23 protein-coding genes and 1 tRNA gene are annotated in these 24,878 nt (G+C 62.7%); 18 read left to right on the forward strand and 6 right to left on the reverse strand.

The features are described 5' to 3' along the window. Window positions 1–21 precede the first annotated feature (21 nt). The 8 genes from C1H69_RS20120 (at window position 22) to C1H69_RS20155 (ending at window position 10,547) form a co-directional block, all read left to right on the forward strand. Window positions 22–1,113: a TAXI family TRAP transporter solute-binding subunit gene (locus C1H69_RS20120; RefSeq protein WP_102655175.1), complete on the forward strand. Its 1,092-nt coding sequence runs from the start codon at window positions 22–24 to the stop codon at window positions 1,111–1,113. Window positions 1,114–1,184: 71 nt separating this feature from the next. Beyond that, window positions 1,185–3,197 carry a TRAP transporter permease gene (locus C1H69_RS20125; protein ID WP_102655176.1) on the forward strand — a complete coding sequence of 671 codons (2,013 nt, stop codon included), beginning with the start codon at window positions 1,185–1,187 and terminating at the stop codon, window positions 3,195–3,197. 43 nt (window positions 3,198–3,240) lie between these two features. After that, complete coding sequence (locus C1H69_RS20130) at window positions 3,241–3,687, forward strand: hypothetical protein (RefSeq protein ID WP_102655177.1); 447 nt, start codon at window positions 3,241–3,243, stop codon at window positions 3,685–3,687. Between the two features lie 144 nt (window positions 3,688–3,831). Continuing rightward, a complete protein-coding gene (locus C1H69_RS20135; protein ID WP_205738567.1) occupies window positions 3,832–5,949 on the forward strand; it encodes an acetate--CoA ligase family protein in 2,118 nt (705 codons plus the stop codon). 16 nt (window positions 5,950–5,965) lie between these two features. After that, window positions 5,966–7,168, forward strand: a complete 1,203-nt coding sequence (locus C1H69_RS20140) for an acetyl-CoA C-acyltransferase (RefSeq protein ID WP_102655179.1) — start codon at window positions 5,966–5,968, stop codon at window positions 7,166–7,168. A gap of 47 nt (window positions 7,169–7,215) precedes the next feature. Beyond that, entirely contained in the window at window positions 7,216–7,707 is a 492-nt protein-coding gene (locus tag C1H69_RS20145; protein WP_102655180.1) for an acetyl-CoA carboxylase, read from the forward strand. Between the two features lie 52 nt (window positions 7,708–7,759). Beyond that, window positions 7,760–9,130 carry an acetyl-CoA carboxylase biotin carboxylase subunit gene (locus C1H69_RS20150; RefSeq protein ID WP_102655181.1) on the forward strand — a complete coding sequence of 457 codons (1,371 nt, stop codon included), beginning with the start codon at window positions 7,760–7,762 and terminating at the stop codon, window positions 9,128–9,130. Then, entirely contained in the window at window positions 9,108–10,547 is a 1,440-nt protein-coding gene (locus C1H69_RS20155) for a pyruvate carboxylase subunit B (RefSeq protein WP_102655182.1), read from the forward strand. The genes C1H69_RS20150 and C1H69_RS20155 overlap by 23 nt, the downstream gene beginning before the upstream one ends. Before the next feature lie 425 nt (window positions 10,548–10,972). Here C1H69_RS20155 and C1H69_RS20160 read toward each other — a convergent pair whose 3' ends face one another. The 4 genes from C1H69_RS20160 to C1H69_RS20175 all read right to left on the reverse strand — a co-directional run bounded on the left by C1H69_RS20160 (window position 10,973) and on the right by C1H69_RS20175 (window position 13,486). Continuing rightward, the gene (locus C1H69_RS20160) at window positions 10,973–12,247 is read right to left on the reverse strand and encodes a Y-family DNA polymerase (protein ID WP_102655183.1); all 1,275 of its coding nucleotides are present in this window, start codon (window positions 12,245–12,247) and stop codon (window positions 10,973–10,975) included. After that, window positions 12,244–12,684: a LexA family protein gene (locus tag C1H69_RS20165; RefSeq protein WP_102655184.1), complete on the reverse strand. Its 441-nt coding sequence runs from the start codon at window positions 12,682–12,684 to the stop codon at window positions 12,244–12,246. The genes C1H69_RS20160 and C1H69_RS20165 overlap by 4 nt, the downstream gene beginning before the upstream one ends. Further along, window positions 12,681–12,920, reverse strand: a complete 240-nt coding sequence (locus C1H69_RS20170) for a DUF1654 domain-containing protein (protein ID WP_102655185.1) — start codon at window positions 12,918–12,920, stop codon at window positions 12,681–12,683. Before C1H69_RS20170 ends, C1H69_RS20165 begins: the two co-directional genes overlap by 4 nt. Before the next feature lie 489 nt (window positions 12,921–13,409). Then, window positions 13,410–13,486 (reverse strand) — tRNA-Pro (locus C1H69_RS20175). A 244-nt stretch (window positions 13,487–13,730) separates the two neighbouring features. Between C1H69_RS20175 and C1H69_RS20180 the strand changes: the two genes are divergently transcribed. After that, window positions 13,731–15,359 carry a BCCT family transporter gene (locus C1H69_RS20180; RefSeq protein WP_102655186.1) on the forward strand — a complete coding sequence of 543 codons (1,629 nt, stop codon included), beginning with the start codon at window positions 13,731–13,733 and terminating at the stop codon, window positions 15,357–15,359. Window positions 15,360–15,471: 112 nt separating this feature from the next. Here the strand turns inward: C1H69_RS20180 and C1H69_RS20185 are convergent, their stop codons facing one another. Then, complete coding sequence (locus C1H69_RS20185) at window positions 15,472–15,825, reverse strand: hypothetical protein (protein ID WP_102655187.1); 354 nt, start codon at window positions 15,823–15,825, stop codon at window positions 15,472–15,474. A 211-nt stretch (window positions 15,826–16,036) separates the two neighbouring features. Here C1H69_RS20185 and C1H69_RS20190 point away from each other — a divergent pair, with 211 nt between their 5' ends. From C1H69_RS20190 to C1H69_RS20210, 5 genes are all read left to right on the forward strand, one after another. After that, window positions 16,037–16,210 carry a DUF2970 domain-containing protein gene (locus tag C1H69_RS20190; RefSeq protein ID WP_102655188.1) on the forward strand — a complete coding sequence of 58 codons (174 nt, stop codon included), beginning with the start codon at window positions 16,037–16,039 and terminating at the stop codon, window positions 16,208–16,210. 203 nt (window positions 16,211–16,413) lie between these two features. Beyond that, window positions 16,414–17,532 carry a cytochrome c oxidase subunit II gene (coxB, locus tag C1H69_RS20195; protein WP_102655189.1) on the forward strand — a complete coding sequence of 373 codons (1,119 nt, stop codon included), beginning with the start codon at window positions 16,414–16,416 and terminating at the stop codon, window positions 17,530–17,532. Window positions 17,533–17,609: 77 nt separating this feature from the next. Continuing rightward, window positions 17,610–19,247: a cytochrome c oxidase subunit I gene (gene ctaD / locus C1H69_RS20200; protein WP_102655190.1), complete on the forward strand. Its 1,638-nt coding sequence runs from the start codon at window positions 17,610–17,612 to the stop codon at window positions 19,245–19,247. Between the two features lie 48 nt (window positions 19,248–19,295). Next, the gene (locus C1H69_RS20205; RefSeq protein ID WP_102655191.1) at window positions 19,296–19,892 is read left to right on the forward strand and encodes a cytochrome c oxidase assembly protein; all 597 of its coding nucleotides are present in this window, start codon (window positions 19,296–19,298) and stop codon (window positions 19,890–19,892) included. After that, the gene (locus C1H69_RS20210) at window positions 19,889–20,746 is read left to right on the forward strand and encodes a cytochrome c oxidase subunit 3 (protein WP_102655192.1); all 858 of its coding nucleotides are present in this window, start codon (window positions 19,889–19,891) and stop codon (window positions 20,744–20,746) included. Before C1H69_RS20205 ends, C1H69_RS20210 begins: the two co-directional genes overlap by 4 nt. Before the next feature lie 80 nt (window positions 20,747–20,826). Here the strand turns inward: C1H69_RS20210 and C1H69_RS20215 are convergent, their stop codons facing one another. After that, a complete protein-coding gene (locus C1H69_RS20215) occupies window positions 20,827–21,024 on the reverse strand; it encodes a DUF2909 family protein (protein WP_102655193.1) in 198 nt (65 codons plus the stop codon). Between C1H69_RS20215 and C1H69_RS20220 the strand changes: the two genes are divergently transcribed. The 4 genes from C1H69_RS20220 (at window position 21,023) to cyoE (ending at window position 24,565) form a co-directional block, all read left to right on the forward strand. Continuing rightward, window positions 21,023–21,811, forward strand: a complete 789-nt coding sequence (locus C1H69_RS20220) for an SURF1 family protein (protein ID WP_102655194.1) — start codon at window positions 21,023–21,025, stop codon at window positions 21,809–21,811. The genes C1H69_RS20215 and C1H69_RS20220 overlap by 2 nt on opposite strands. Window positions 21,812–21,890: 79 nt before the next feature. Then, complete coding sequence (locus tag C1H69_RS20225; protein ID WP_240610027.1) at window positions 21,891–22,481, forward strand: hypothetical protein; 591 nt, start codon at window positions 21,891–21,893, stop codon at window positions 22,479–22,481. A gap of 69 nt (window positions 22,482–22,550) precedes the next feature. After that, window positions 22,551–23,636, forward strand: a complete 1,086-nt coding sequence (locus C1H69_RS20230) for a COX15/CtaA family protein (RefSeq protein ID WP_240610028.1) — start codon at window positions 22,551–22,553, stop codon at window positions 23,634–23,636. A gap of 26 nt (window positions 23,637–23,662) precedes the next feature. After that, window positions 23,663–24,565 carry a heme o synthase gene (gene cyoE / locus C1H69_RS20235; protein ID WP_165789552.1) on the forward strand — a complete coding sequence of 301 codons (903 nt, stop codon included), beginning with the start codon at window positions 23,663–23,665 and terminating at the stop codon, window positions 24,563–24,565. The last annotated feature ends 313 nt before the right edge of the window (window positions 24,566–24,878 follow it).

Raw genomic sequence — 24,878 nt, forward strand, 5'->3', positions numbered from 1 at the left:
CCGGAATAAAGGAGAGACGTCATGATAATGATAAAAGCCAGCTTCACTAGGAAGATAAGCACTGTCGTTGCGGCGACCGCGATGGCGGTTTTATCTACGGGAGCCGCAGTCTCCGCTCAGGCGCAGACTCAAATCCCTGTCCTGACTTGTCCGCTCGGCTGCGGACATCCGGAGGCGGTCACGGCGCTATCCGCTCAGATGGCGCGGGGCAATCATGGGGTTATTCCAGCATCTCAGGAAACGCCCGGCTTCATGTACAACATCCGAGCCATGGCGGACGAGTCGAACTGGGATAGAACCATCTTCGGCACCGAGGACACGGTGATCCAGGCCGCCTTCCAGGGCGGCTCCGACGAACTCAGAAAGTTCATTCCTCAGCCGATCCCAATTAATTTCCAACTGCTCTATGGGTTGGGTCTGGTGGCGCAAGGTAAGTTCTTCGTGACCTTCGATCCCAATATCAAGAGCATCGCCGATCTCAAGGGTAAGCGTGTGGCTATTGGTCTGCCCACCCAGAGCGACTGGGGCATGCACGCCAGTCTGTTCCTGGAGCACGCTTACGGCATTACCGAGGAAAATACCCGCATCAACTACGTCACGCCAGAGGTCATGACACAGCAGCTCATCGACGGTAACGTCGATGCCACCCTCATGGCGCTGATCACCAACGCTGACGGTAGCGCCTGGTGGACCGCCCCGCTGACCAGCAGGATGGACGCCTCCGGCAATACGATCCGTTACCTGCCAATCGACGAGGAGGCCATCGACACCATCAACGAGAAGTTCAGCATGACCTTGCTCAAACTCAATGTGCCTGAGGGGACTCTGCCCGATCAGGAGAGCGAGTTCATGGTCGCGGCAAATCGCATCTACGAAGCGGTGCACCCCGACTTCCCCGAAGACGCTGCTTACGAGATGGTCAAGGCGGTGGCCGAGTACGGTCCGCGACTGCGAGATGCCGGGCAGGGCATCTGGCGCTTCTGGTCGCCCGATAACATGGTTGCTGGCCTGACCGAGGAGAACTCCCACCCTGGTGCTATTCGGGCCTATAAGGAGCTGGGCTGGTGGGATCGGGCCGCGCAGTACGAGCCGGTGACCTACCCGGAGGACTGATCGTCAGGAGAGTATTCGTAATCAGGCCGCCCTAGGGGGCGGCCCCTAACTATCCTCCGAATGGTGGTTGTATGAAACGGTCAGGTTATTCAGCACGTGGGCTCTCCACAGCGCTGGAGGGAATGCTCTGGCTGGTCGGCATGGCGCTGGTCGGCTACATCGCCCTTGGCGTATTCGGGCTGGTATCCCACGGCCCTGAGTTTTACGTCAGCTTCGCGCTCGGCATCGTCGCCATGGGCGGATTGCTCTCTCTGATCCACACCGGTGAGCAGTTCGCGGTGGCCCGCGGCGAGTCTAATGCGACCACAGGCGACGATATACCCATTCCTCCTGCCAGCGTCCTGTGGGGCGGTTTCAAGATATTGGTAGCGGTTACAGCAGCTGTTTCGGGTCTGATCGGGCTTGGCTACTTCCTCTGGAACGTCGAGTATCTCGTACTTAACGCGCCCTTTTTTAGCGAAACCGACGTGAAAATGGGCTTTCTGATCATCTATTCGATGATCGCGCTGACCTGGCTGCACTGGGGCTGGTTGCTGGCCGGTCTGTCTGGCGCGGCCATCTTGTACTTCTTCTTCGGCGACATGGTTCCGATCCCGCTGCTGCGTCACACCGGCTACAGCACGGAATTCATCATGAACTACGTGGCGTTGAGCACCAATCAAGGCTTTTTCCAATTCAGCGCCACGGCGGCCGACGATATCTACTTGCTCATCTATTTCGGCGTGACGCTGCTCGGGGTGGGTATGCTGCGCCTAATCATCGAGGTCGGCCGGGCCGCCGGCACACGGGTGCGCGGCGGCGCCGCACTCCCGGCCATACTCGGCAGCAGCGTGATCGGCTCGGTGATGGGTCAGGCGGTATCCAACGTCGCCCTCACCGGGCGCATGACCATCCCGATGATGAAGCGTTATCGTTATTCGCCATCCATGGCCGGTGCCATCGAGGCTACCTCGTCTTCGGTCGGACAGTTGATGCCACCGGTGCTCGGTCTAGCCGGCTTCATGATTGCCTCCTTCCTCGGTATGCCCTACATCACCGTGGCGCTAGCCGCGCTCATCCCAGCGCTGCTTTACATCGTCGGCGTCGGTATGGCCGTCACCGTCTACGCGCTGCGCGAGGAACTGCCGCGCCTGGACGAAAAAGTGGAGACGGCGCTGATCTGGCGCATGCTGCCGACTCTGATCATCCCGATGGCGCTGGTGGTCTGGCTGCTGCTGGGCTTCCGCTCGGCCGGCTATGCGGCGCTGGTGGGCATGGTGGCGGCACTGGTGTTGGCTTTCGCGCTCCAGGGGCCGTATCGGCCGAAGTGGAGCGATCTGCGCGGGGCGCTGCGCGAAGGCATGTACCTCACCACCATTCTATCCCTGCTGATTCTCGCCATCGGCCCGCTGGGCCAGGTAATGGTAACCACCAACCTGTCGGGCCGCTTGGCGAGCCTCCTGGCGACTGTCCTACCGGACACGCAGTTGCTGATGCTGATCGCCGCCATGGTATTGTCCATCATTCTCGGCATGGGCCTGCCCACCCCCATCGCCTATGTGGTGGCCTCTCTGGCTATGGTGCCCTTCATACAGGAATTGGGTATCCCGGCCTTTCAAGCACATTTCTTCGTGTTCTACTTTGCGGTTTTCTCGACGCTGACACCACCGGTCGCAGTCTCGGTGCTGGCAGCGGCCAAACTGGCCGGAACGACCTTCCGAAGCACGTCGATAGACGCGATGAAGATAGCCGGCACGACCTTCATCATCCCCTTCGCCTTTATTTACAACCCGCGCCTACTGGCGTTTCCCGATGTGGATGCGAGCGCCATCATGGCGATCATCGAGGTTCTACTGACCCAGTTAGCGTTGGCAATCGCGGCGTATGGCTACTGCTTCAAGCGTCTCAAGTCATGGGAGCGCTGGCTGTTCCTGATGCTCGCACTTATCGGGTACTGGACGCTGACTACCTACGGGCGGCCAGTGGCGCTCGACATCTTCATGTTCGTCAGCACCTTCGTGCTGATGGGTTGGTGCTGGATGAGTGCGCGATCGGGCAAGGCATCCGGATCCGGCTACGCGCCTCCCGAGCGTGAAAGTGCTTGACAAGAGAGGGGCGCCCGAAAGGGCGCTCGAATGAGGTGTTCTGATGAACCTGAGTTATGAGAAAGTCGCCCAAATTCTCGCCATCATCGACAGCGCCGAAGGTGAGGACTTGGAATTTACCCTCGGCGACAGGCGGCTCTGTCTCGGCAGCTGGCGCCGGGAGGCGGCAGCCTTGGCTGAGCCCGCGCGAGCGCCGGAGGCACGGGCCCAGCCGTCGTTGCCGCGCCCACGGCTTGAGCCAACCATTCTGGTACGTGCACAGCAGATCGGCTATTTCCAGCCCGTGCAGGCACTCGAGATTGGCCGCACCGTGCGGGAAGGCGATCGGCTTGGCGAGATCATCGGGCTCGATGGCCGTACCGAACCCATAGCGGCACCGGCTGGCGGCGTCGTACTCGATCTTGGCCTGAAGGCGGGTGACTTCGCCCAGTTCGGCGACCTTCTGGTGATCCTTGACCCGGAGACGGCCGGGGCCGCTCCCGGCGGGTAGACGCCTGCTCCCGAGCGTTCGGCCACCACCGGCTAAACCTGCCGGCGCGCCGGCGCCGCGACCATTTTTTCGTGGCACACCGGCCCGTGGCCGATGCGGGGCCGCTCGTCCCGAAGAACGTGCCGCCTGTCTGGAGGAACGAACGTGAGAAAACTTGAAGCTCTGCTCAATCCCCGCTCGATTGCCATCGTCGGCGCCTCGAAGAACTTCGCCAAGCTTAATGGTCGGCCGCTGAAGTTCCTGCTCGATAAGGGCTACAAGGGCGCCATCTATCCCATCAATCCCGCCTACGATCATATAGGCGAACTGCCGTGCTACCCGGATGTGGCTTCGCTGCCCGAAGCGCCCGACCTGGCGGTGATCGCGGTGCCGGCGAAGATGGTGCCGGACAGTCTGCGTGATCTCGGAGAGAAAGGAGCCCCGGCGGCGGTGGTGTTCAGTTCCGGTTTCTCCGAGGTTGGCCCGGCCGGGGCTGAGCTCGAGGAGGACGTTCGGCAGATCGTTCGCCGCTATGGTATGGCCCTTTGCGGACCCAACGGCCTCGGTCTGATCAATGCCTTCGAGCATGTGATGGCCACCTTTAGCCAGTTTGCCAACGGCGAGACATCCGCCGGCCCGGTGGGTTTCGTCACCCAGTCAGGGGCCTTCGGTACCGCGATCGCTGCCCTCGCCAGGGAGCGCCATCTCGGCTTGGGCTACTTCGTCAATACCGGCAACGAGGTCGGCTCGGGCTTCGCTGAGATCATGACGGACGTGCTGGCCGACCCACGTATCCGAGTGGGCGCCGGCTACGTCGAAGGTCTCAAGGACGGCAAGGCCTTTGCCGAGCTGGCCGAGCACGCCATGGGCCTGGACAAGCCGCTGGTGGTCACCAAAGTCGGCAAGACCCAGGCGGGCGCGCGCGCAGCGGCCTCCCATACCGGCTCCTTGGCCGGCGAAGACGCAGTGTTCGACGGCGTTTGCTCGCAGTTCGGCGTCATCCGTGCCGCCGACGAGGAGCATATGCTCGATGTGCTGGACGTGCTTTCGCTGGGCGTGCGACCGGACGGGCCGCGCGTCGGCCTGATCACCCAATCGGGTGGCGCCGGCGTCCTGATGGCCGACAAGGCGGAAGAACTCGGCCTCGAGGTAGCGCCGCTGGGCAAGCAGACGACGGCCAGGCTCAAGGAGATCGTGCCGGCCTTCGGAGCGGTCGCCAACCCAGTCGACATTACCGCCCAGTTCATCGCCGAGCCTGAAATCTTCCGCGACAGCATCAAAACGGTATTGGGTGATCCGAACGTGGATGTTGGTGTGGTGTGGTTCCAGCTCATGCACGAGTTCGTGGACACCCTGGTTGAAGTCTTCAAGGACATCCGGCAAGGCATTGATAAACCCCTGCTCGTTTGCTGGGTCGCCGGGCCCAAGGACGGGATCGACGCGGTGCGCGATCTAGGTTTTTCGGTCTTCCGCAGCGCCGGCGCGGCCCTAACGGCCGCCGCCGAGCTCGTGCGTTACGCGGAGCGACGACGCAACTGGCTGGGCGAGTGCGACGTGGCCGACGAGCCCGTCGGCGAGCGCCTCAGCTTCTCGGTCAGCGGCGTCGTGCCGTCGCTGGAGGCCTGCGAGTTCCTCCGGCGCAGCGGTGTGCCCATGGTAGAGACGCAGTTCTGCGCAAGCGAACGGGCCGCGGTGGAGGCTGCCCATCGCATCGGCTATCCGGTGGTGATGAAGGTCGAGTCCGCCGATGTCACGCATAAAACCGACGTCGGCGGCATACGTCTCGGACTGGGCGACGAGGCAGCGGTTCGTGAGGCCTATGAGCGCATCATGAGCGACGTGTCGCGCAGTTGCCCCGGTGCCGATCTCCGTGGCGTCCTGGTCCAGGCGATGGATCGCAGCGAGGCGGTGGAGATGGTTATTGGCCTGCAACAGGACGCGATCTTCGGGCCCGTCGTCATGGTCGGCATGGGCGGCGTTGCCCTGGAAGTCGCCCGAGATGTCACGTTCCGTCGTGCGCCTGTCTCCGAGGCCGAAGCCATGCGGATGATCGACGGCTTGCGCGGCGCGCCTCTGCTCGGACCGGTGCGCGGCCGGCCCGCCATCGACAAACAGGCCTTGGCGGCCATGGTCGCGGCCGTCTCCCGGGTCGGCATTGCTAACGCCGGCAACGTGGCCGAGCTCGATATCAACCCGGTGCGCGCAACCCCGGATGGGGCGCTTGCTGTCGACTGGCTGCTGGTCACGGCAGCACCGAACAACGCGAGCGAACACGTATTCTGACGAGGCGGAGGCAACCATGTTGAACTGCTTTATTTACTCCGGAGTCCGGACGCCGTTTGGCAAGCGCGGTGGTGGTCTGGCCCATATACGCCCGGACGATCTGCTGGGCATGGCGCTCCAGGAGCTCAGCCGCCGCAGCGATCTCAAACCGGCTTCCATCGATGACATCATTGTCGGTTGCGCCAATCAGGCGGGCGAGGACAGTCGCTGCGTGGCACGCCACGCAGCGCTGGTCGCGGGTTTCCCGACCGAGGTGCCCGGTACCGTGATCCAGCGTAACTGCGGCAGCGGTTTGGGAGCGCTGATCGCCGCCTCGCACGCCATTACCGCAGGCGAATCGGATCTGGTCGTCGCCGGCGGCGTCGAGAGCATGAGCCGAGCCCCCTTCGTGATCGCTAAGGCGGAGGAAGCCTTCAGCGCCCGCCTCACCACCTTCGACTCGGCGGTGGGGGCCCGCTTCCCGAACCCGCGTATCACGGAAATGTACGGCGCGGATTCCATGCCGCAGACCGCAGACAACCTGGCCGTCGAATACGACATTAGCCGCGAGGCAGCGGACCGCTTCGCTGAAGCCTCGCAGCGGCGTTATGCCCAGGCGCTGAAGGCCGGCTTCTTCGACGACGAAATCATGGAAGTGGTCATCCCTGGAAGTCGCAAGCGAGGTGAAGCGCGGGTGCGCGAGGACGAGGGCTTCCGGCCCGGCACCACCTTAGAAAAGCTGGCGGCGCTGCCGGCGCTCAATCACGGCGGGGTCACCACGGCCGGCAACGCCGGTGGCATGAACGACGGCGCTGCGGTCTTGCTCCTCGGCAGCCGGGTGGCCGGCGAACAGCTGGGCCACAAGCCCATCGCCCGCGTGCTCGCCAGCGCAGTGGCTGGCGTGGAGCCGCGGGTCATGGGGATCGGACCCGTTCCCGCCGCGCAGCGGGCGCTGCAGCGGGCGAGCCTGGGCCTCGACGATATGGCGGTCATCGAGATCAACGAGGCTTTTTCGGCGCAGGTGCTGGCGTGCGTGAAGGCGCTGGGTCTGAAGGCCGACGATGATCGGGTCAACCCCAATGGCGGTGCGATTGCGCTGGGTCACCCGCTCGGTGCCTCCGGGCCGCGTCTTGCGCTGACGGCGATCCGCGAGGCGCGCCGGCGCGGCGGCCGCTACGCGCTGGTGTCCATGTGCATCGGCGTGGGACAGGGCATCGCCCTGGTGCTGGAGATCCTGTAAGGGCCAGCCATCGAGTCTTTCATTTCAGACAGCTAAGGCGAAGAGCAATGACACTAACCCATAAGGAACTCGTGGAAGTCCTGCAGCACCTTGAGGAGAGCTCCTGTGAAGAGTTCAGCTTGCAGATGGAGGGCGTGGACCTGCTGCTGCGCCGTAAGGTCGACGGTGCCGGCGTCACACCGCGCGCACCGCAGCGTGAGCTGCCGTGCCGGCACGCGGAGCCGCAACAAGCCGCATCTGCCACGGCGTCCGCCCCCGCGGAGCAGGCCGCTTGTCCCCCGGTCGCGTCCGCAGCGCCTGCTGCGGGACATTCGGTTGCCGCACCGATGAGCGGCATCTTCTATCGCTGTTCCTCCCCGGATGCGCCGCCGTTCGTCGAGGAGGGGGCGGAGGTAAAAGTCGGTGACCCACTCGGCATGATCGAGGTGATGAAGCTGTTCTCCACCCTCTATGCCAAGGTTCCGGGGCGTGTGGTGGCGATACAGGTCGCGGATGGTGGAAGCGTTCAGCAGGGTGACGTACTGATGGTTATCGAATAGATCCCGCTGCTGGTTGGTTGTACATCATCAGCGGATCCGAAGAGGAACTGGCATGAAACGAGTTCTTGTTGCCAATCGCGGAGAGATCGCGCTCCGCATCATACGTGCCTGCCGCAAGGCGGGCATGGAATCCGTCGCCGTCTACTCCGAGGCCGACCGCAACTCCCCGCACGTGTGGGCCGCGGACGATGCGGTGTGCATCGGGCCGCCGCCCTCCGCGGAGAGTTATCTGCGCAGCGACAGACTGCTGCTCGCAGCCAAGGCGACCGGTGCCGATGCCATCCATCCGGGTTACGGCTTTCTCGCCGAAAACGCCGGTTTTGCCCGGGCCTGTGCCGATGCGGGTATCATTTTCATCGGTCCCAGCGCCGAGATGATCGACCTCATGGGCGACAAGGTGAAGGCTCGGCAGGCCGCGGTTAGGGCAGGCGTGCGCGTGGTGCCCGGCACTGAGGGCGGCTACGGCCTCGCGGAATTGCCGGAGGCGTTCGCGCGGATGGAAGAGATCGGCTTTCCGTTGCTGCTCAAGGCTGTGGCCGGCGGGGGCGGGCGCGGTATGCGGGTGGTCCGCGCGGCGGAGAATTTCGAGCGGGAGTTCATCCAGGCGGCACGCGAAGCCGAGGCGGCTTTCGGTGACGGCACCGTTTACATGGAACGCTATTTCGACAAGGCGCGCCACATCGAGGTGCAGGTGCTCAGTGATCGCCACGGGCAGCATATCCATCTGGGCGAGCGGGACTGCACTATACAGCGACGCCACCAGAAACTGATCGAGGAGAGCCCGTCGCCGGTGCTCAGCGACGCCGAGCGCAAGGAAGTCTGCGACATGGCGGTGGCTCTCACCAGCACCATGAACTATGAGAACGCGGGCACCGTGGAGTTCCTCTACGACGTGGTGAACGGCGGATTCTTCTTCATCGAGATGAACACCCGTATCCAGGTCGAGCATCCCGTGACGGAGATGGTGACCGGTGTGGACATTGTCTATGAGCAGTTGCGCATCGCCTCCGGTGAGTACCTGGAAGCGATGAAATCAGAGCGGGAATGGGCCCACGCCATCGAGTGGCGGATCAACGCCGAAGACGCCTCGCGCGGATTCCTGCCCTCGCCGGGAATGGTGACGACATGGGACTGCCCGCGGAGCAAGGCGGTGCGCCTGGACTCGCATGTCTACCCTTGGTATGTGGTGCCGACCTTCTACGATTCCCTACTCGGCAAGCTGATCGTCGGCGGAAGGACTCGTGAGGAGGCGCTCGCACGCTCGCGCAGAGTGCTTGCCTCGTTCCAGGTGCAGGGTGTAGCCACGACCGTGCCGTTTTATCTGCTGCTTATGGAACAGCCCGAGTTCCAGAGCGGCGACGTGTACACACGCTGGGTGGACGATAACATTGGGAGGCTCTATGACTGGGCGCAAGCAAGTTAAGCTGATCGACGTGACGCTGAGGGATGCCCATCAGTGTCTCTGGGCGACCCGTATGACCACGGGAATGATGAAGCCCATCATCGCTAATCTCGACAATGCCGGCTTCGAGGCCATCGACCTGGTGGGCGGCGCCGTGTTCGACGTCGCCGTACGTTTTCTTCGCGAAGACCCCTGGGAGCGGATGCGCACCGTCAGTCAGTGGGTGAAGAAAACCCCGCTGATCGTCCATCACCGCGGGCAAAGCTTGTTCACGTTCAAGTACTTCGCAGATGACGTGGTGGCCTTGACCGCAGAGCGGATGGCGGCCAACGGGATCACTTACCACACCACCTATGACGCCCTGAACGACGTGCGCAACCTCGAGGTGCCCATCAAGGCCGCGAAGGCCAACGGACTCTACACCTCGGCCGGTTTCGTGTACACGGTGAGCCCGGTGCATACAGACGGGTACTACGTCGGCAAGATCAAGGAAATGATCAAGCTCGGTGCGGATGCCATTTACCTCAAGGACCCCAGCGGTCTGTTGACCCCCGAGCGGGCGGCCACACTGATTCCCGCGGCCAAGCAGGCCTGTGGCGGGCTGCCCTTGGGGATCCACAGCCACTGCCTTTCCGGGCTGGCGCCCTATGTGTTGTTCCGTTGCGCCCAGTATGGCGCGGATGTTCTGCATACCGCCACTTCCACTCTGGCCAACGGCGCCTCGCATCCCGCCACCGAAAGCGTCACCCGCAACCTGCGGCACGCCGGCTTCGAGGTTCCTGTCGAGCTTGCTGAGATCGAGGAGGCCGCGGACAAGCTGCGCTACATCGCCTGGAAGGAGGGCAAACCGACCGGGACGATCCGCGAATACGACGAGTTTCATTTTCATCACCACGTTCCCGGCGGGATGATCTCTAATCTGCAGGCCCAGTTGGCCGGGATGGGCATGGAGCACCGGCTGGAGGAGTTGCTGGAAGAGGCCGGCCGCGTGCGCCATGATCTGGGTTATCCGATCCTCGTGAGCCCCTTCGCGCAGTACGTGGCTACTCAGGCCTTTCTCAATATCACCAGCAAGAACCGCTACGATGCTGTCGCCGACGAGATCCGCCAGTACGTGCTCGGCTATTTCGGTGCGGTGCCGGGCGAGATCGCCCCCAATCTGTTCGACAGGATCACCCGGGGCCAGGAGCCGGTGACGGGACGTACCGGCGCCTACATCGAGCCGCAGCTGGAAGGGGCGCGCCGGCGCCGCGGGCCGTTCAAGTCCGACGACGACCTGCTGCTGTCCATCTTCTACGATGATAAGGAGTACGATGCGCTCAAGTCGGCGGGCCCGATCAATACCGACTACGTGATCGGCGATTCCGCAATCGGCGTCTTGGCTAAGGGGCTTGCGGAGCGGCCATGGGTACGCTCTTTCAGTATGTCGAACGTCTAAAGGTGCCGGCCGGCCGCCGCCGACCAGCCCGAACACGGAGTTGTGGCATGAAGTTATAGGACATTTTGTCGCTTTTCATGCGTCGAGTCGCGGTCAGTACGTCGACCGATATCGGGAAATGACTGGAATCGACGGAGGGCTAATGCCTGACCATGAGCGCCGCCAGCAGCGCGATCGCCTGCCCGAAATGAGGGTTGAGGTCGGAAATGGGAGGGACCCGTCCCCCCATGTGCCAAATGAGTTTGCAACGCCATCTGGGTGCATGGGGCACTACACGGCATCCTGAAAGTAGGGTCCATCCATGCCTTTAGCTGAATCGGGTGGAATCTGGCCTGATAAATCCCTCTACTGGCGAGATAGTGTCATCCCACCCCCTCCTGCGTGATCGCTATCAGATTGAGGGTGTATACACGATCAGGCTGGGTCTACATCCTGACCTCCGCCAACTCATCCCACCTGCTCGTATACCGCGGCGACCGGTTCTCGCAGCGCAACCGCCATGCGCTGTCCTGTCTCGACAGCCCCAGGCTTACGGCGCCTCGCCCATGTTCACGATTGATCTGGTCCAGCGTGGCCATCAGCCTCTCGTTGCGCTGCCGATCGGCATCACTCTGCTGGTTGGCCATCAGGTCGAGCTGCTCGTTGGCACGGCCGCACAGGTCGGTCAGCATCACCCCACACTTTTGGTAGGCGTGCCCGGGTCGGTAGATGCGTTCCAGCCCCTGCATCGTCGCCTGGACGATCAGCCGGCTGTCGTCGGTGGGGCGTGGCAACGGGACGACGACGCTTGGGCAGTACTGTCGCAGGTCCTGGCGGTGCGGGTTCGTTCGCAGGAACACCATCACCGCCTGGGCCAGGCTGCCCTGGGCGCGCAGCTTCTCGGCGCCGCGGCTGGCATGAGTACGCACCGCCTCACGCAGATCGGCAATATCGCCGGTGAGCCGCCCGAACGACCGCGACGTCATGATCTGCCGCTTGGGCTCGCCCATATCGTCGAGCGGGATGCAGTCGATGCCGCGCAGCTCGAGTACGACTCTCTCCATGACGACCGACATGTGCCGGCGCACGCGCTTGGGCTCGGCCTCGCGCAGGTCCCAGGCTGATTGGATGCCGAGCTCGCTGAGTCGAACGGCGGCCCGCCCGGCAACACCCCATATGCCGGTGACCGGCATCTGCTCGAGCACGCGGCGTGTCATGGGGCTATCTGGCAATAGCGTGGCCACGCCGTCATTACCCGGTGCTTTCTTCGTAACATGGCTGGCCACCTTGGCCAGGGTCTTGCTGGTACTGACCCCTACGCTTACCGGGATTCCGGTGTCGCGCCGCACCTGGTGGCGCATCGCCCGGCAGTGCTCCTCCAGTGTCTCGCGTGCAAACCCATCGAACCGCAGGAACGATTCGTCGATGCTGTAGATCTCGACGTCGGGTGTGTACTGCGCCAGGGTTGCGGTGACGCGGGCGCTCATGCTGCCGTACAGGGCATAGTTGCTCGACAGCAGGATGCACTGCCGCCGGATCGCCGGCGGGATCTGGTGGGGCGGGGCGCCCATGGCCACGCCGAGCGCTTTTATCTCTTCGCTACGTGCGATCACGCAGCCATCGTTGTTCGATAGCACCCCGACCGGCTGGCTCTCCAGCGCGGGATTGAATACCCGCTCGCACGAAGCATAGAAATTATTACAGTCGACGAGCGCGATCACCGGCCGACACCTGGAATCAGGGCATGGATGTTGTGGGTGACGATGCCCCACACCTGACATTCATGCCCGGTGAGCGGAATCGGGGCGAATGCCGGGTTCTCGGCTATCAGGCAGGGTTGCCCGCCGATGGAGCCCAGCCGCTTGCAGGTCAACTCGCCGTCGATGCTCATGATCACGACATGACCCGGGCGAGGATCGAGTGAGCGATCGACGATGAGCAGGTCGCCATCGTAGATGCCAATGCCCTGCATCGACTCGCCCCGGGCGCGCAGGTAGTAGGTGGCGCTTGGGTGTCGTACCAGGTGGGCGACCAGGTCCAGCTCGCCCTCGAGGTAGTCATCCGCCGGCGACGGGAAGCCGGCACGGACTTCGCCGCCGGCCAGCGGCAGTAGCGTCGGCGGTGTCGTCTGATCGACGCGACCAATGATCTCGATCATTCAGCCGACTCCGGCGCGCTCCAGCGTAGCTCGACACTGCCATCCTCCATTGCGACCATCGTCACCTCATCCATGGTTCCGATCTCGTCGAGCAGCCGATCCCAGTCATCCCCGCGCTCATCGGGCTCACGGGAGATGGTGGTGGTGTTCTCGACCTGGGCGCGAGGTGAGTTGATCTGCGCGCGGATGCGGTTGGCCAGCGGCTCGAAGGATGACGTTCTCTGTTTCTTGGCCATGGTGGGGCTCCTAGCAATTACTGTTCATACATACAGTAATTGCTAGGAGGGCCGGGGGCAAGGGCCGAGCCATGCCAGCGAGGCCTTCACGTCGTTGTGCTCCTGCTTTTTTGAATTGGCTAGAGCTCCTTTCCAGCCTATCCACTCTCCTGCTAACGCAGCGGCGACAGGTAAAATCAGGTCTATCGCCATAGCGAGTAAAGGTTCTGTGGGGCCACTAGGTACCATCGTGCCTCGTCTGACGAGATTGCGTTCATACTGCCGTAAAACCCAGCCGGAGCGCTAGCAGCCACGCGGAGCGTATCTTCTGTATCTACTGTAGATGGGTTATGTTTCGCTTATGGAACAGTGTCTTAGGCGAACGGCTATGCAACACTGGCAGTGTTGAGGGGGGAAGGTGGGATTTTACCCGTATTTTGCGAGGATTTTACCAGCGACGAAAAACGGCCACCGCCTTGATAGGCTAAGTGACCGTTTCTCTGATGTTTCTGGTCGGAGCGACAGGATTCGAACCTGCGACCTCTGCAACCCCATTGCAGCGCGCTACCAAGCTGCGCCACGCTCCGGCTCTGGTTACTACCGTGCTTTCCATCGTTTTCAGATCATCCGGCTGGAGCCGGTGGTGCCCTGAGAACGAGGCGTATACTAGCGCGTTCCCGGTTAAATGAAAAGCCTCTTTTGTACTTTCCTTTCAGATGCTTGCCTTTCAACGAATTGACTGGGGCAGGGGTGGTTCGCCGTGTAGGTGGCCGCGGGGTGCTTTATGATGGGCGTCGGCAACCACCCACCATCAGGTCAAGGAATTTGGCTATGTACCAGCAGGCTCAGCGCGGACCTCTCAAGGGGATGAACCCGAGGGTGACACTGATCACGTTCGTGGTCGTGGCCGTGTCGCTGATCTATGGGGCGTTCTTTACCGAAAGGCTGGGGCGGGGGTTGGCGATAGCGCGAGTGGTGCTGGACCCCTTTCTCGAGTGGTATTACGTGCTGCTGGTGGCTTTCTTGCTGTTGTTCATGGTGTGGCTGGGGATGGGACGTTACAAGAACGTGCGCCTGGGTGGCGACTTCGAGCAGCCGGAATTCACTTTCTTCTCGTGGGTGGCCATGTTGTTCGCCGCGGGTACCGGGGTCGGCATCCTGTTTTGGTCGGTGGCTCAGCCCATCCTTCAGTTTCAGGACAATCCGTTCATCAGCGAAGGGATGAGTCCGGATGCCGCCCGGGTGGCCATGCGCCTGACCTATTTTCATTGGGGCCTGAACGGTTGGGCGATCTTCTCGTTCGTGGCGCTGGTGCTGGCCTATTTTTCCTATCGCGGGAAGATGCCGCTGACCATCCGTTCGGGGCTCAAGCCGCTGTTCGGCAAGCATACCGATGGGGCACTGGGCGATGTGGTGGACGCGCTGGCCGTATTCGGCACGGTCTTCGGTATCGCAACCACCCTGGGGCTGGGGGTTCAGCAGATGAATGCCGGCCTCGATGCCGTGTTTGGCCTTCAGTCTTCGTTGGCCCTGCAGTTGGTGGTAACGGCAGTGATCATGAGCGTGGCGACCTTTTCGGTGGTGTCTGGCGTGAAACGTGGCGTGCGCCTGCTGTCGGAAGCCAACTTCTGGTTGAGCATCGCGGTGGTGGTATTCATGCTCCTGTTCGGGCCTACCCAGTATCTCATTGCCATTACCGTGGAGTCGGCGGGAGATTACATCCAGAACCTGATGGGCATGACTTTCCATACCAATGCCACCCGGGCCGATGGCTGGCAGTCGGAGTGGACGGTGTTCTTCTGGGGGTGGTGGCTGGCCTGGTCGCCCTTTGTCGGCATGTTCATCGCCCGGGTGTCGCGGGGGCGCACCTTTCGAGAGTTCGTGATGGGCGTGCTGTTGGTGCCCACGCTGATCACCATCGTCTGGATCGGGCTGTTCGGTGGCACGGCGCTCTATCATGAGCTGTTCGGCGTGGGGGGGATCGTGGCGGCGGTGGATCGCGATGTGGCCACGGCTCTTTTCGCAACCATCGAGGCGATGGGGCTCGGCATGCTGGGGCAGGGCGTTTCGGCCGTCCTGGTGCTGCTGATCGCCACCTATCTGATCACCTCCGCCAACGCCGGGACCCTGGTGATTACGACCATCCTGGCCGGTGGCGACCCCGAACCACCCACCGCTCATCGCTTGCTATGGGGCGCCCTGCTGGGGTTGCTGACCTCGGTGCTGCTGATGGCCGGTGGGCTGGAAACGCTCCAGGCGGCGGTGATCATGGCTGCGTTGCCATTCTCGGTGGTGATCATGCTGATGATCGCCGGCCTGCTCAAGGCGCTGCATCGCGAACGCTACGCGGCACGTACCGGTGAGCGTGTCGAGGCGCCGCGCGAGCCGTGGGCGGATCTCGACGATGCCGGTGTCGAGCCGGTGCCGGTTTCCGATGATGAGGTGTATAAGCCGAACTGAGCCTCGCTGCCGGCTGACAGGGAGCCGCCGCCATGCCGTTGATCCGGGGTGGTGCACGCCCGACTGATCGGCATGGATTTCTGGCCGGTCGTGGTCACGCTACGGGTTCGCCTCAGATTTCTTCCCAGAGTTGCTGCCGAAAATCGTGAGAGAGAGTGGTGACATGCTCCATCCTCTGCATGTGCTGTTCGGCGATCTCCTGGGCGATCTCCCGGTAGCATTCGTTCATTTTCATGGGGTCGCCCTTGCTGTGCTCGTAGCACTTGGCCAGACGTTGGCTGGATTCGGCGAGTGCGGTAAAAAAGCGGGCTTCCTGTTGCATGATTTCCGACAGGCTTTCCATCCAGGCCAGCTGCATACGGGCCATGGGGGTAATGCCCTGTGTCAATTGCTGGGTCCACCACTCCACCATGGGGCGTGAAGCCTCCAGGGGGGTGATGGGGGGATCGGATTGGCGCTTGGTCATGGTGTGCTCCTGAGCCTCATGGAGAAAAAACAAGGCGAAAGTCGGGCAATGGAATCGCTACTCCGAGTGTAGCCTATGGCACTGGTGGCCACCCCGGATTGCTGCAAGGCAACAGGTATGAGCTAGAGCGGTTTTCCCAATCGGATTCCCCGACCTGGCGCAAGCTGTGGCATGCTGTGCGGGCCAATTTTCCAGTCGCGGAGCGTAGCGCATGTGGGGTGTGATCAAATCGGTGCTGGCGGCTTTCCTGGGTGTGCAGAAGGACCAGCAGCGGCGGGCGGACTTCGAGCACGGAAGTGCTGCGGCCTTCATTGTCGTCGGTGTGGTGATGACCGCGGTATTGGTGGGCGTGATCGCCATGGTGGCGATATTGGCGGCTCGCTGAGCGTGCCGGGTCGGTTGCGTTGGTTGGTGCGTTAGCCATTTATCCCTGTCGCGACCAGTGACTTTCGGTGGTTCCCTTCATATACTCAACGGCAGAAGCAGCTGATGTTCTCCTGCTAATGAAGCATTCTTGCATGAGAGCCCCCGTCCCTGACCTTCGGGGTTGCTGTTTACTACGACAACTACAAACATCGGGAGGCGTCGATGCGCACTCTGCTCGTATGGTTGGCAGGGGGCTTGTCCCTTGTCGGCTCGAGCCAGGCGGCTCTGGCCAGTGGCTGGAACATGCCGGTGGGGGTCACAGACCTCAGTAGAGAAATCTACACCCTTCACATGGCCATATTCTGGATCTGTGTGGTCATCGGCGTGATCGTGTTCGGGGTGATGTTCTATTCCCTGATCCGCTACCGCCATTCCAAGGGCGCCAAGGCCGCCAATTTCCACGAGAACACTACCGTGGAAATCCTTTGGACGGCGGTGCCTCTACTGATCCTGATCGGCATGGCGGTACCCGCCACGGCCACGCTTCAAAAGATCTACGATCCTTCCGATGCGGAGCTGGATGTGATGATCACCGGTCAGCAGTGGCGCTGGCGCTACGAGTATCTCGGTGAGGACGTCGCCTTCAACTCCAATATGTCGACTCCTCGGGCGCAGATCCGCGGCGAGGAGGAGCGTGGCGAGAACTACCTGCTGGAGGTCGATGAGCCCCTGGTCCTGCCGATCAACCGCAAGGTTCGCTTCCTGTTCACCTCCGACGATGTCATCCACGCCTGGTGGGTACCGGATTTCGCCGTCAAGCAGGACACCATTCCCGGTTTCATTACCGAGAACTGGGTGAACATCAACGAGCCTGGCATCTACCGCGGCCAGTGTGCCGAACTGTGTGGTGTCGACCACGGTTTCATGCCCATCGTCGTGCACGCCATGGAAGAGGATGACTTCGATACCTGGCTGGCCGAACGCCAGGAAGCGGCCGCCGAGGAAGCCCTCGGGGTCGATCGCGAGTGGGAGATGGATGAACTCATGGAGCGGGGCGAGAGCGTCTACGGCAGCATCTGTTCGTCCTGCCACCAGCCTGAAGGCCAGGGTTCGCCGCCGGCATTCCCGGCACTGGCTGGCAACGAGGAAATGCTCGCGGACATCGAATGGCACAAGGACACCATCATCAATGGCGTGTCCGGTACCGCCATGCCGTCGTTCCGTACCACTCTGAATCCGGTCGAGCTGGCGGCGGTGATCACCTATACCCGCAACGCCTGGGGCAATGACACCGGCGATGCGGTGCAGCCTTCAGAAATCGCTGAACGGCTCGAACGCTGATCGCGGTCACGGCGCGTGCGTCGTGACCGTCCCTGAAGCGCCGCGACATAACAAGATAATGATACTGGAGACTTCCGATGGCCCCTAAGGTACCTCCTCAGCCTACCCTCGAGCAGAGCAGCACCGCCGTGGAAGCTGGGCATGGACATGCTCATGCCGCGCCTCCCAAGGGCATCATGCGCTGGCTGCTGACGACCAACCACAAGGAGATCGGTTCTCTCTACCTGATCTTCTCGCTGATCATGTTCTTCATCGGCGGCATCTTTGCCCTGGTGGTGCGTGCCGAGCTGTTCCAGCCCGGCTTGAACCTGGTCAACCCCGAGTTCTTCAACCAGATGACCACCATGCATGGGTTGATCATGGTGTTCGCGGCGGTCATGCCGGCCTTCACCGGCCTGGCCAACTGGATGATCCCACTGCAGATCGGGGCGCCGGACATGGCGCTGCCTCGCCTCAACAACTTCAGCTTCTGGCTGCTGCCGGTGGCGTTCACGCTGCTGTTGTCGACGTTGTTCATGCCGGGTGGCGGGCCCAACTTCGGTTGGACCTTCTACGCGCCGCTTTCCACGACCTATGCGCCGCCTTCCACGACGTTCTTCATCCTGGCGCTGCATATCGCGGGTGTCAGCTCGATCCTGGGCGCCATCAATATCATTGCCACCATCCTCAACATGCGTGCCCCGGGCATGCGCATGATGGACATGCCGTTGTTCGTCTGGACCTGGCTGATCACCGCCTTCCTGCTGATAGCGGTGATGCCGGTGCTGGCGGGTGTGATCACGATGATGCTGATGGACATCAATTTCGGCACCAGCTTCTTCAATGCCGCGGGCGGCGGGGATCCGGTTCTGTTCCAGCACCTGTTCTGGTTCTTCGGGCACCCTGAGGTCTATATCATGATCCTGCCGGCGTTCGGCATCGTGTCGGCCATCATTCCCGCCTTCGCTCGCAAGCGGCTGTTCGGCTATGCCTCGATGGTCTATGCCACGTCTGCCATCGCTCTGCTGTCATTCCTGGTGTGGGGGCACCACATGTTCGCGGTGGGCATGCCGCTGGCGGGCCAGCTCTTCTTCATGTACTCCACCATGCTGATCGCGGTGCCGACCGGTGTGAAGGTGTTCAACTGGGTGACGACGCTGTTCCGCGGTTCGATCAGCTTCGAGCCGCCCATGCTCTTCGCCCTGGCCTTCGTGGTGCTGTTCACCATCGGCGGTTTCTCGGGGCTGATGCTGGCCATCGCGCCTGCCGACTTCCAGTATCACGATACCTATTTCGTGGTGGCGCACTTCCACTACGTACTGGTGCCGGGGGCGGTGTTCTCGATCATGGCCGGTGTCTATTTCTGGCTGCCCAAGTGGACCGGCCACTATCCCCACCTGCGCCTGTCCCAGTGGCACTTCTGGCTGTCGGTGATCGGCGTGAACCTGACCTTCTTCCCCATGCACTTCGCCGGGTTGGCCGGTATGCCACGGCGTATTCCCGACTACGCCCTGCAGTTTGCCGATTTCAATCTCGTGTCGACGGTCGGGGCCTTCATGTTCGGTTTCTCCCAGCTGCTGTTCGTTGCCGTGGTCGTGCTCTGTGTGCGTGGCGGCAAGAAGGCACCTGCCCAGGCCTGGGGTGAATACGCCGATGATCTGGAGTGGACCGTGCCGAGCCCGGCACCGCTGCATACCTTCGAGACACCACCGACCTTCCAGCGCCCGGCTCATTGAGCCGGGTGTTCGGCCAGTGATAGTGGCAAGGGACAGGAGGAGTGACGCATGAGCCGGAACGAAACGGAGAGTCAGGACGTCAAGGTACGCCGCACGGTGTGGCGGAGCGTGGCGGCACTGGTGGGAATGTTCGCTTTCGCCTTTGCCCTGGTACCGCTTTACGACGTGTTTTGTCGGGTCACCGGCATCAACGGCAAGGTGGACACCACGGCACAGGCCCTGGTGCATGACGAAGTGGACGAATCACGCATGGTCACCGTGCAGTTCATCACTCGCAATGGCTCGGGCCTGCCGTGGCGCATGGACGTGGAAACGCGCCAGGTGCGTGTGCACCCGGGACAAACGTCCGAGGTGAACTTCACGTTCAACAATCAGAGCAACGCCGTGAGTTGGGGGCGAGCCGTGCCCAGTGTCTCGCCGTCGACGGCAACGCGGCACGTGCGCAAGGCCAGCTGCTTCTGTTTCGAGGAGCAGCGGCTGGAGGCGGGCGAGCGGATTGAAATGCCTCTGGTGTTCCAGTTGGCTCGTGACCTTCCCTCTGAGGTCAATACCGTCACCCTGGTCTACACGCTCTATCCCGTCGAGGGAAAACAACAATCACCGCTTCAAGCGGGCGTGAAGACCATTGAAGGAGATGAGGCATGAGTGGCAGCTATTACGTTCCCGCAACCAGCAAATGGCCGGTGCTCGGATCCCTGGCACTTGGCACGATGATGATCGGTACCGGCATGGTGCTGGTGCATGAACGCGGCACCGTGATCATGCTGATCGGCTTGCTGGCCGTCATCGCGGTAATGGCATTATGGTTTCGCGAGGTGGTGCATGAATCTCGCAGTGGGTTGTACGATGCCCAGATGGACCGTTCTTTCCGCTGGGGCATGGGCTGGTTCATCTTTTCCGAAGTGATGTTCTTCGCCGCCTTCTTCGGGGCGCTTTTCTATGTGCGCATGTTCGCGGTGCCCTGGCTGGGAGGTGAAGGCACCAAGGGCGCCACGGCTCTCCTGTGGCCCGAGTTCACGGCTCATTGGCCGTTGCTCAGTCCGCCCGATTCGTCCGTATCCGGGCCGGCCCAGGTCTTCAGCCCCTGGCACCTGCCGCTGGTCAACACCCTGATTCTGGTTTCCTCCAGTATCACCCTGACGGTGGCTCATGAGGCGCTGAAGGAGGGCCACCGGAAGATCTGCCGGAACTGGCTGGCGGGGACCGTGTTGCTGGGCCTGTGCTTCATCGTGATCCAGGGCGTTGAGTACTATGAAGCCTATGCGCACTACGGCATCACGCTGGAGGCGGGTATCTACGGGGCGACCTTCTTCATCCTGACGGGCTTCCACGGCGTTCATGTCATTGTCGGTACCCTGATTCTCATCGTGATGCTCGTCAGGGTCGTGCGGATGCATTTCTCTCCACAGGAGCATTTCGGCTTCGAGGCATCCTGCTGGTACTGGCACTTCGTCGACGTGGTCTGGGTGGGGCTGTTCCTCTTCGTCTATGTGTTCTAGGGTAGCCGTGGTGCCGGCTTCCCGTGCCATGACGACGGATCGCTCCGGCGGGCGGGGAGCCGGCATCCCGCCCTTGGCGTTCAGGCGTTGCCGAGGTCACCGAAGTAGAAGCCGTAGAACAGCAGCCCAAGCAGAAGTGCGGCCAGGCTCACGCGAATTTTCAGCGACACCAGCAGGCGACGCGACTGGGCATCATCGCGTATCAGGAAGCCGGCACCGGCGGCCAGGCTGGCCAGCATGGCCAGGAATACAACGGCGATCAGAGACTTGAGCAGCATGGGTGACTCCTATAAGGGTCGGGTGTCAGGGGACAAAGGGGGCTCGCGTTGGCGCCTTCCCGGCTGGCGACTTGGCCTGTGGTGCGTGCTGTGGTCGCTTCTGGTGGCACTCGGTCTCGCACTGGGACTATGGCAGTGGGAGCGGGCTGACGACAAGCGGGACTATCTCGCACGGCTGGATGCCGCCCCGACGCTGGAAGCGCCGATGGAGGCGCCCCCCGGGGGGACGCGCCTGACACTTCGTGGCGAGTACCTGGCCGACGAAACCCTTTTTCTCGACAATCGTACGCTCGATGGGCAACTCGGGGTGGCGGCATTGACGCCACTACGTACCGAGGATGGGCGGCTGTGGCTCGTACAGCGTGGCTTCATGGCCACCGGGCCTATCCGGGAGACCCCTGAGGTCGAGACACCGGAAGGACCCGTGACGCTGCGGGGCCGCTGGCAGGCGGCCGGTGATTACGCGCCCTTGTACGGCCCCAACCGTGAGGGTCAGCGTGTGCAGCGTATCGAACTGTCCGCCTGGGACATGCCGGCCGGGTTTGCTCATGATGGCTGGATGCACCTGGAATCCGGCCCCGGTGTCCTGAAGCCCTGGTGGCAGCCAAGCGTCATGCCGCCGAGTCGTCACGTGGGTTACGCGGTGCAATGGTGGGGTCTGGCGCTGGCGGCGTTGGTCATCATGATCCTCGGCGGGCGTCGGCTGGTTCGGGATCGCCGCAGCGATACCCGGCATGCCGCGAGAACGGCCGGGCCGAAGCCCACGGACTCCAAAACGGCGGAATGACGTGTGCGCTGTCCAGGGCGAGACGTAAAGAAGGCAAGGTGATCGAAATGAAGACAGCAATACGTGAGGATGGCCCGCCATGCAAGATCCGTCAGTGAAGCCGGGCGAGAGCGGCCACGACCCCGATGATCCGCGCTTCATGAGGCGTCAGCGCCTCAAGTTGCTGGCCCTGATCGCCATCTTCGCCGTTCCGATGATCGTTGCCTGGGCCATGGTGGAATGGCGTATCGGTATTCCCGAGCAGCGTACTGCCCATGGTGAACTGGCGCCGGAAGTGCCCGGCTTGGCCGAATGGCCGCTTGATGGGGGCCGGGATGCACTGAAGCCTGGCGACTGGGTGCTTGCCTTCGACTGCTCCCGTGACTGCGAGATGCTGGCCGACCAGTGGTGGCGCCTACATCGGGCCCTGGGGCGCGAAGCCCCCCGGGTCAGCCGCTTGCGTATCGGCGGAGAGGGGCCGGCCCTGCCTGGCGAGTCCTTGGCTCAGTGGGCTCGGACCCCCGACTGGCAGACGCCGGGGCGCTTGTGGGTGCTGGACCCTCGCGGTGAGGTGGTGTTGACCTATACCGGTGAGGTGGAGGCGCGCGACGTGTTGGATGATGTCAACCGCTTGTTGCGCATGAATCGCGACAATCCCGGCGCGTCCGAGCTGGAAGTCGGTCAGCGCTGACCATGGGTGCCGAATGGCCACCATGAAGATGAGCCGTGGCAGGAATCGTTGGATAGGAGGAAGGGGCCAATGCAGGGAGTATCGATGCAGGAGATGCCGAACCAGAAGCAAGCGACTCGCATGCGTCTGCTGCTTTCCCTGAGCCTGGTGGGAGTCGTCTTCACTGTCGCGGTGATACTGGTGGGCGTATGGACCCGGCTGGTGGATGCCGGGCTGGGGTGCCCTGACTGGCCGGGTTGTTACGGGCGCCTGGTGGTGCCGGACGCGGAACGTGCCATGGCCCACTCGCCGGATGCGCCGTTGGAAGTCTTCAAGGCATGGATCGAGATGATCCATCGCTACGTAGCCTCCACCCTGGGGCTGCTGGTCATCGCCCTGTTGGTATTGGGAATGAGGCTGCGTCAACGCCCCGGTTACCCATGGGGCGTAAGCCTGGCCTTGCTGGCTGTCATCCTGCTGCAGGGGGCCTTTGGCGCCTTCACCGTGACGCTGAAGCTCTGGCCGCAGGTTGTTACCATGCATCTCCTGGGCGGTCTGGCCGTACTGCTGTTGTTTCTGTGGTTGCACCTGCGACTGCGGCGCTTTGCAGCCGGGGATACGGGCGAGAAACCGAGACGCAGGCTGACACCGCTATGGGGAGTGGCCGCGCTGCTTCTGGTCATGCAACTGGCCCTCGGTGGATGGGTATCGAGCAACTACGCGGGTATTGCCTGCCAGGGTTTTCCTACCTGTAACGGGCAGTGGTGGCCGCAGATGGACTGGAGCGAAGGCTTCCACCTGACCCAGACGGTAGGCCCGAACTACCTGCACGGCCAGCTGCATGCCGATGCGCGGGTCGCCATTCACCAGGGGCACCGCATCGGGGCGCTCCTGCTGGGGTTGGCGCTGGTGGTGCTGACGGCCCGGTATTGGCATGAGGCTCGCGTGCGGCCCTGGCTGGGCGGGCTGCTGGCCACCTATGCGGCACAGGCCGGCCTGGGGATTGCCAACGTCTTGATGTGGCTGCCATTGTGGCTGGCGCTGCTGCATACCGCTGGCGCCGTGGCGCTGACATTGTGTCTGGCTCTGGCGATATGGCACTGGCGCGAGGCCACAGGAAGAAATGAGACCGAAACGACAGGACAAGGAGCGGGCGAATGTCTAATGCGGCAATGAAGCGTGCGGGAGTGAAGCGCACAATGATGTCGCACCTGAACGGGCAGGGTGAGGCCGACTGGACATGGCAGGACTTGCTCACGCTGTGCAAGCCAAGGGTGGTCGTGGTCATGCTCGCGTGTGCGCTGGTCGGCATGGCGCTGGCGACTCCGCTGCTGCCTTCGCCGACGACGGTTGTGTTCGGCCTGGCCGGTATCGGCCTGGCGGCGGGTGGGGCCGCGGCCTTCAACCACGTGGTCGACCGGCGCCTGGATGCGCTGATGCTACGTACCTCCAGCCGCCCCCTTGCCAGCCAGCGCATGCCTACGGCCCTGGCACTGGGCTGGGCGACGTTGCTCTCCGTGGCGGGCATCGCGCTGTTGTTGTGGCAAGTCAATGCACTGACGGCCTGGCTGACCCTGGGCTCGTTGATCGGCTACGCGCTGATCTACACCGCCTTTCTCAAGCGTGCGACGCCACAGAATATCGTGATTGGCGGCGTGGCCGGTGCCGCACCGCCACTGCTGGGCTGGACCGCCGTGACAGGCCAGCTCGGCCCGGAGCCGCTGTTGCTGATGTTGATCGTCTTCGCCTGGACGCCGCCGCATTTCTGGGCCCTGGCGATTCACAAGCGGGATGAGTATGCGCGGGCGGGGGTGCCGATGTTGCCGGTTACCCATGGCGAAGCCTTCACCCGCCTGCAGGTATGGCTCTATGGCTGGCTGACCGTGGCGGTGACACTGATGCCTTTCGTCATTGGCATGAGTGGCTCGGTGTACTTGATCGGCGTGATGGCGCTCAATATCCGATTCATGTTCTGGAACTGGAAGGTATGGCGGGGGCAGGATCCACAGGCGCCGCTGGCGGCCTTCTGGTTCTCGATCCGTTATATCCTTGGTGTCTTCGGCGTGCTGCTGCTCGACCACTACGCCGCATTGTGGATGCTGTAACGATTGTTGGAGCGCCCGGCTCGACTCCGCATCGCGACTGGCGCCGTCAGGCGCCTTGGCGGAGGCCGCTGTCGTTGGCGGCTATCGCCAACGCAGGGCAACCCCGCGGTCGCGAGCTGAAGCTGGCTCCAACAAGCCTGCTTTTCCCACCCTTGTTGGAGCGCTGCTCCGCATCGCGACTGGCGCCGTCAGGCGCCTTGGCGGAGGCCGCTGTCGTTGGTGGCTATCGCCAACGCAGGGCAACCCCGCGGTTGCGAGCTGAAGCTGGCTCCAACAAGCCTGCTTTTCCCACCCTTGTTGGAGCGCTGCTCCG

The organism is Billgrantia endophytica (assembly GCF_002879615.1).
Classification (GTDB): Bacteria; Pseudomonadota; Gammaproteobacteria; order Pseudomonadales; family Halomonadaceae; genus Halomonas; species Halomonas endophytica.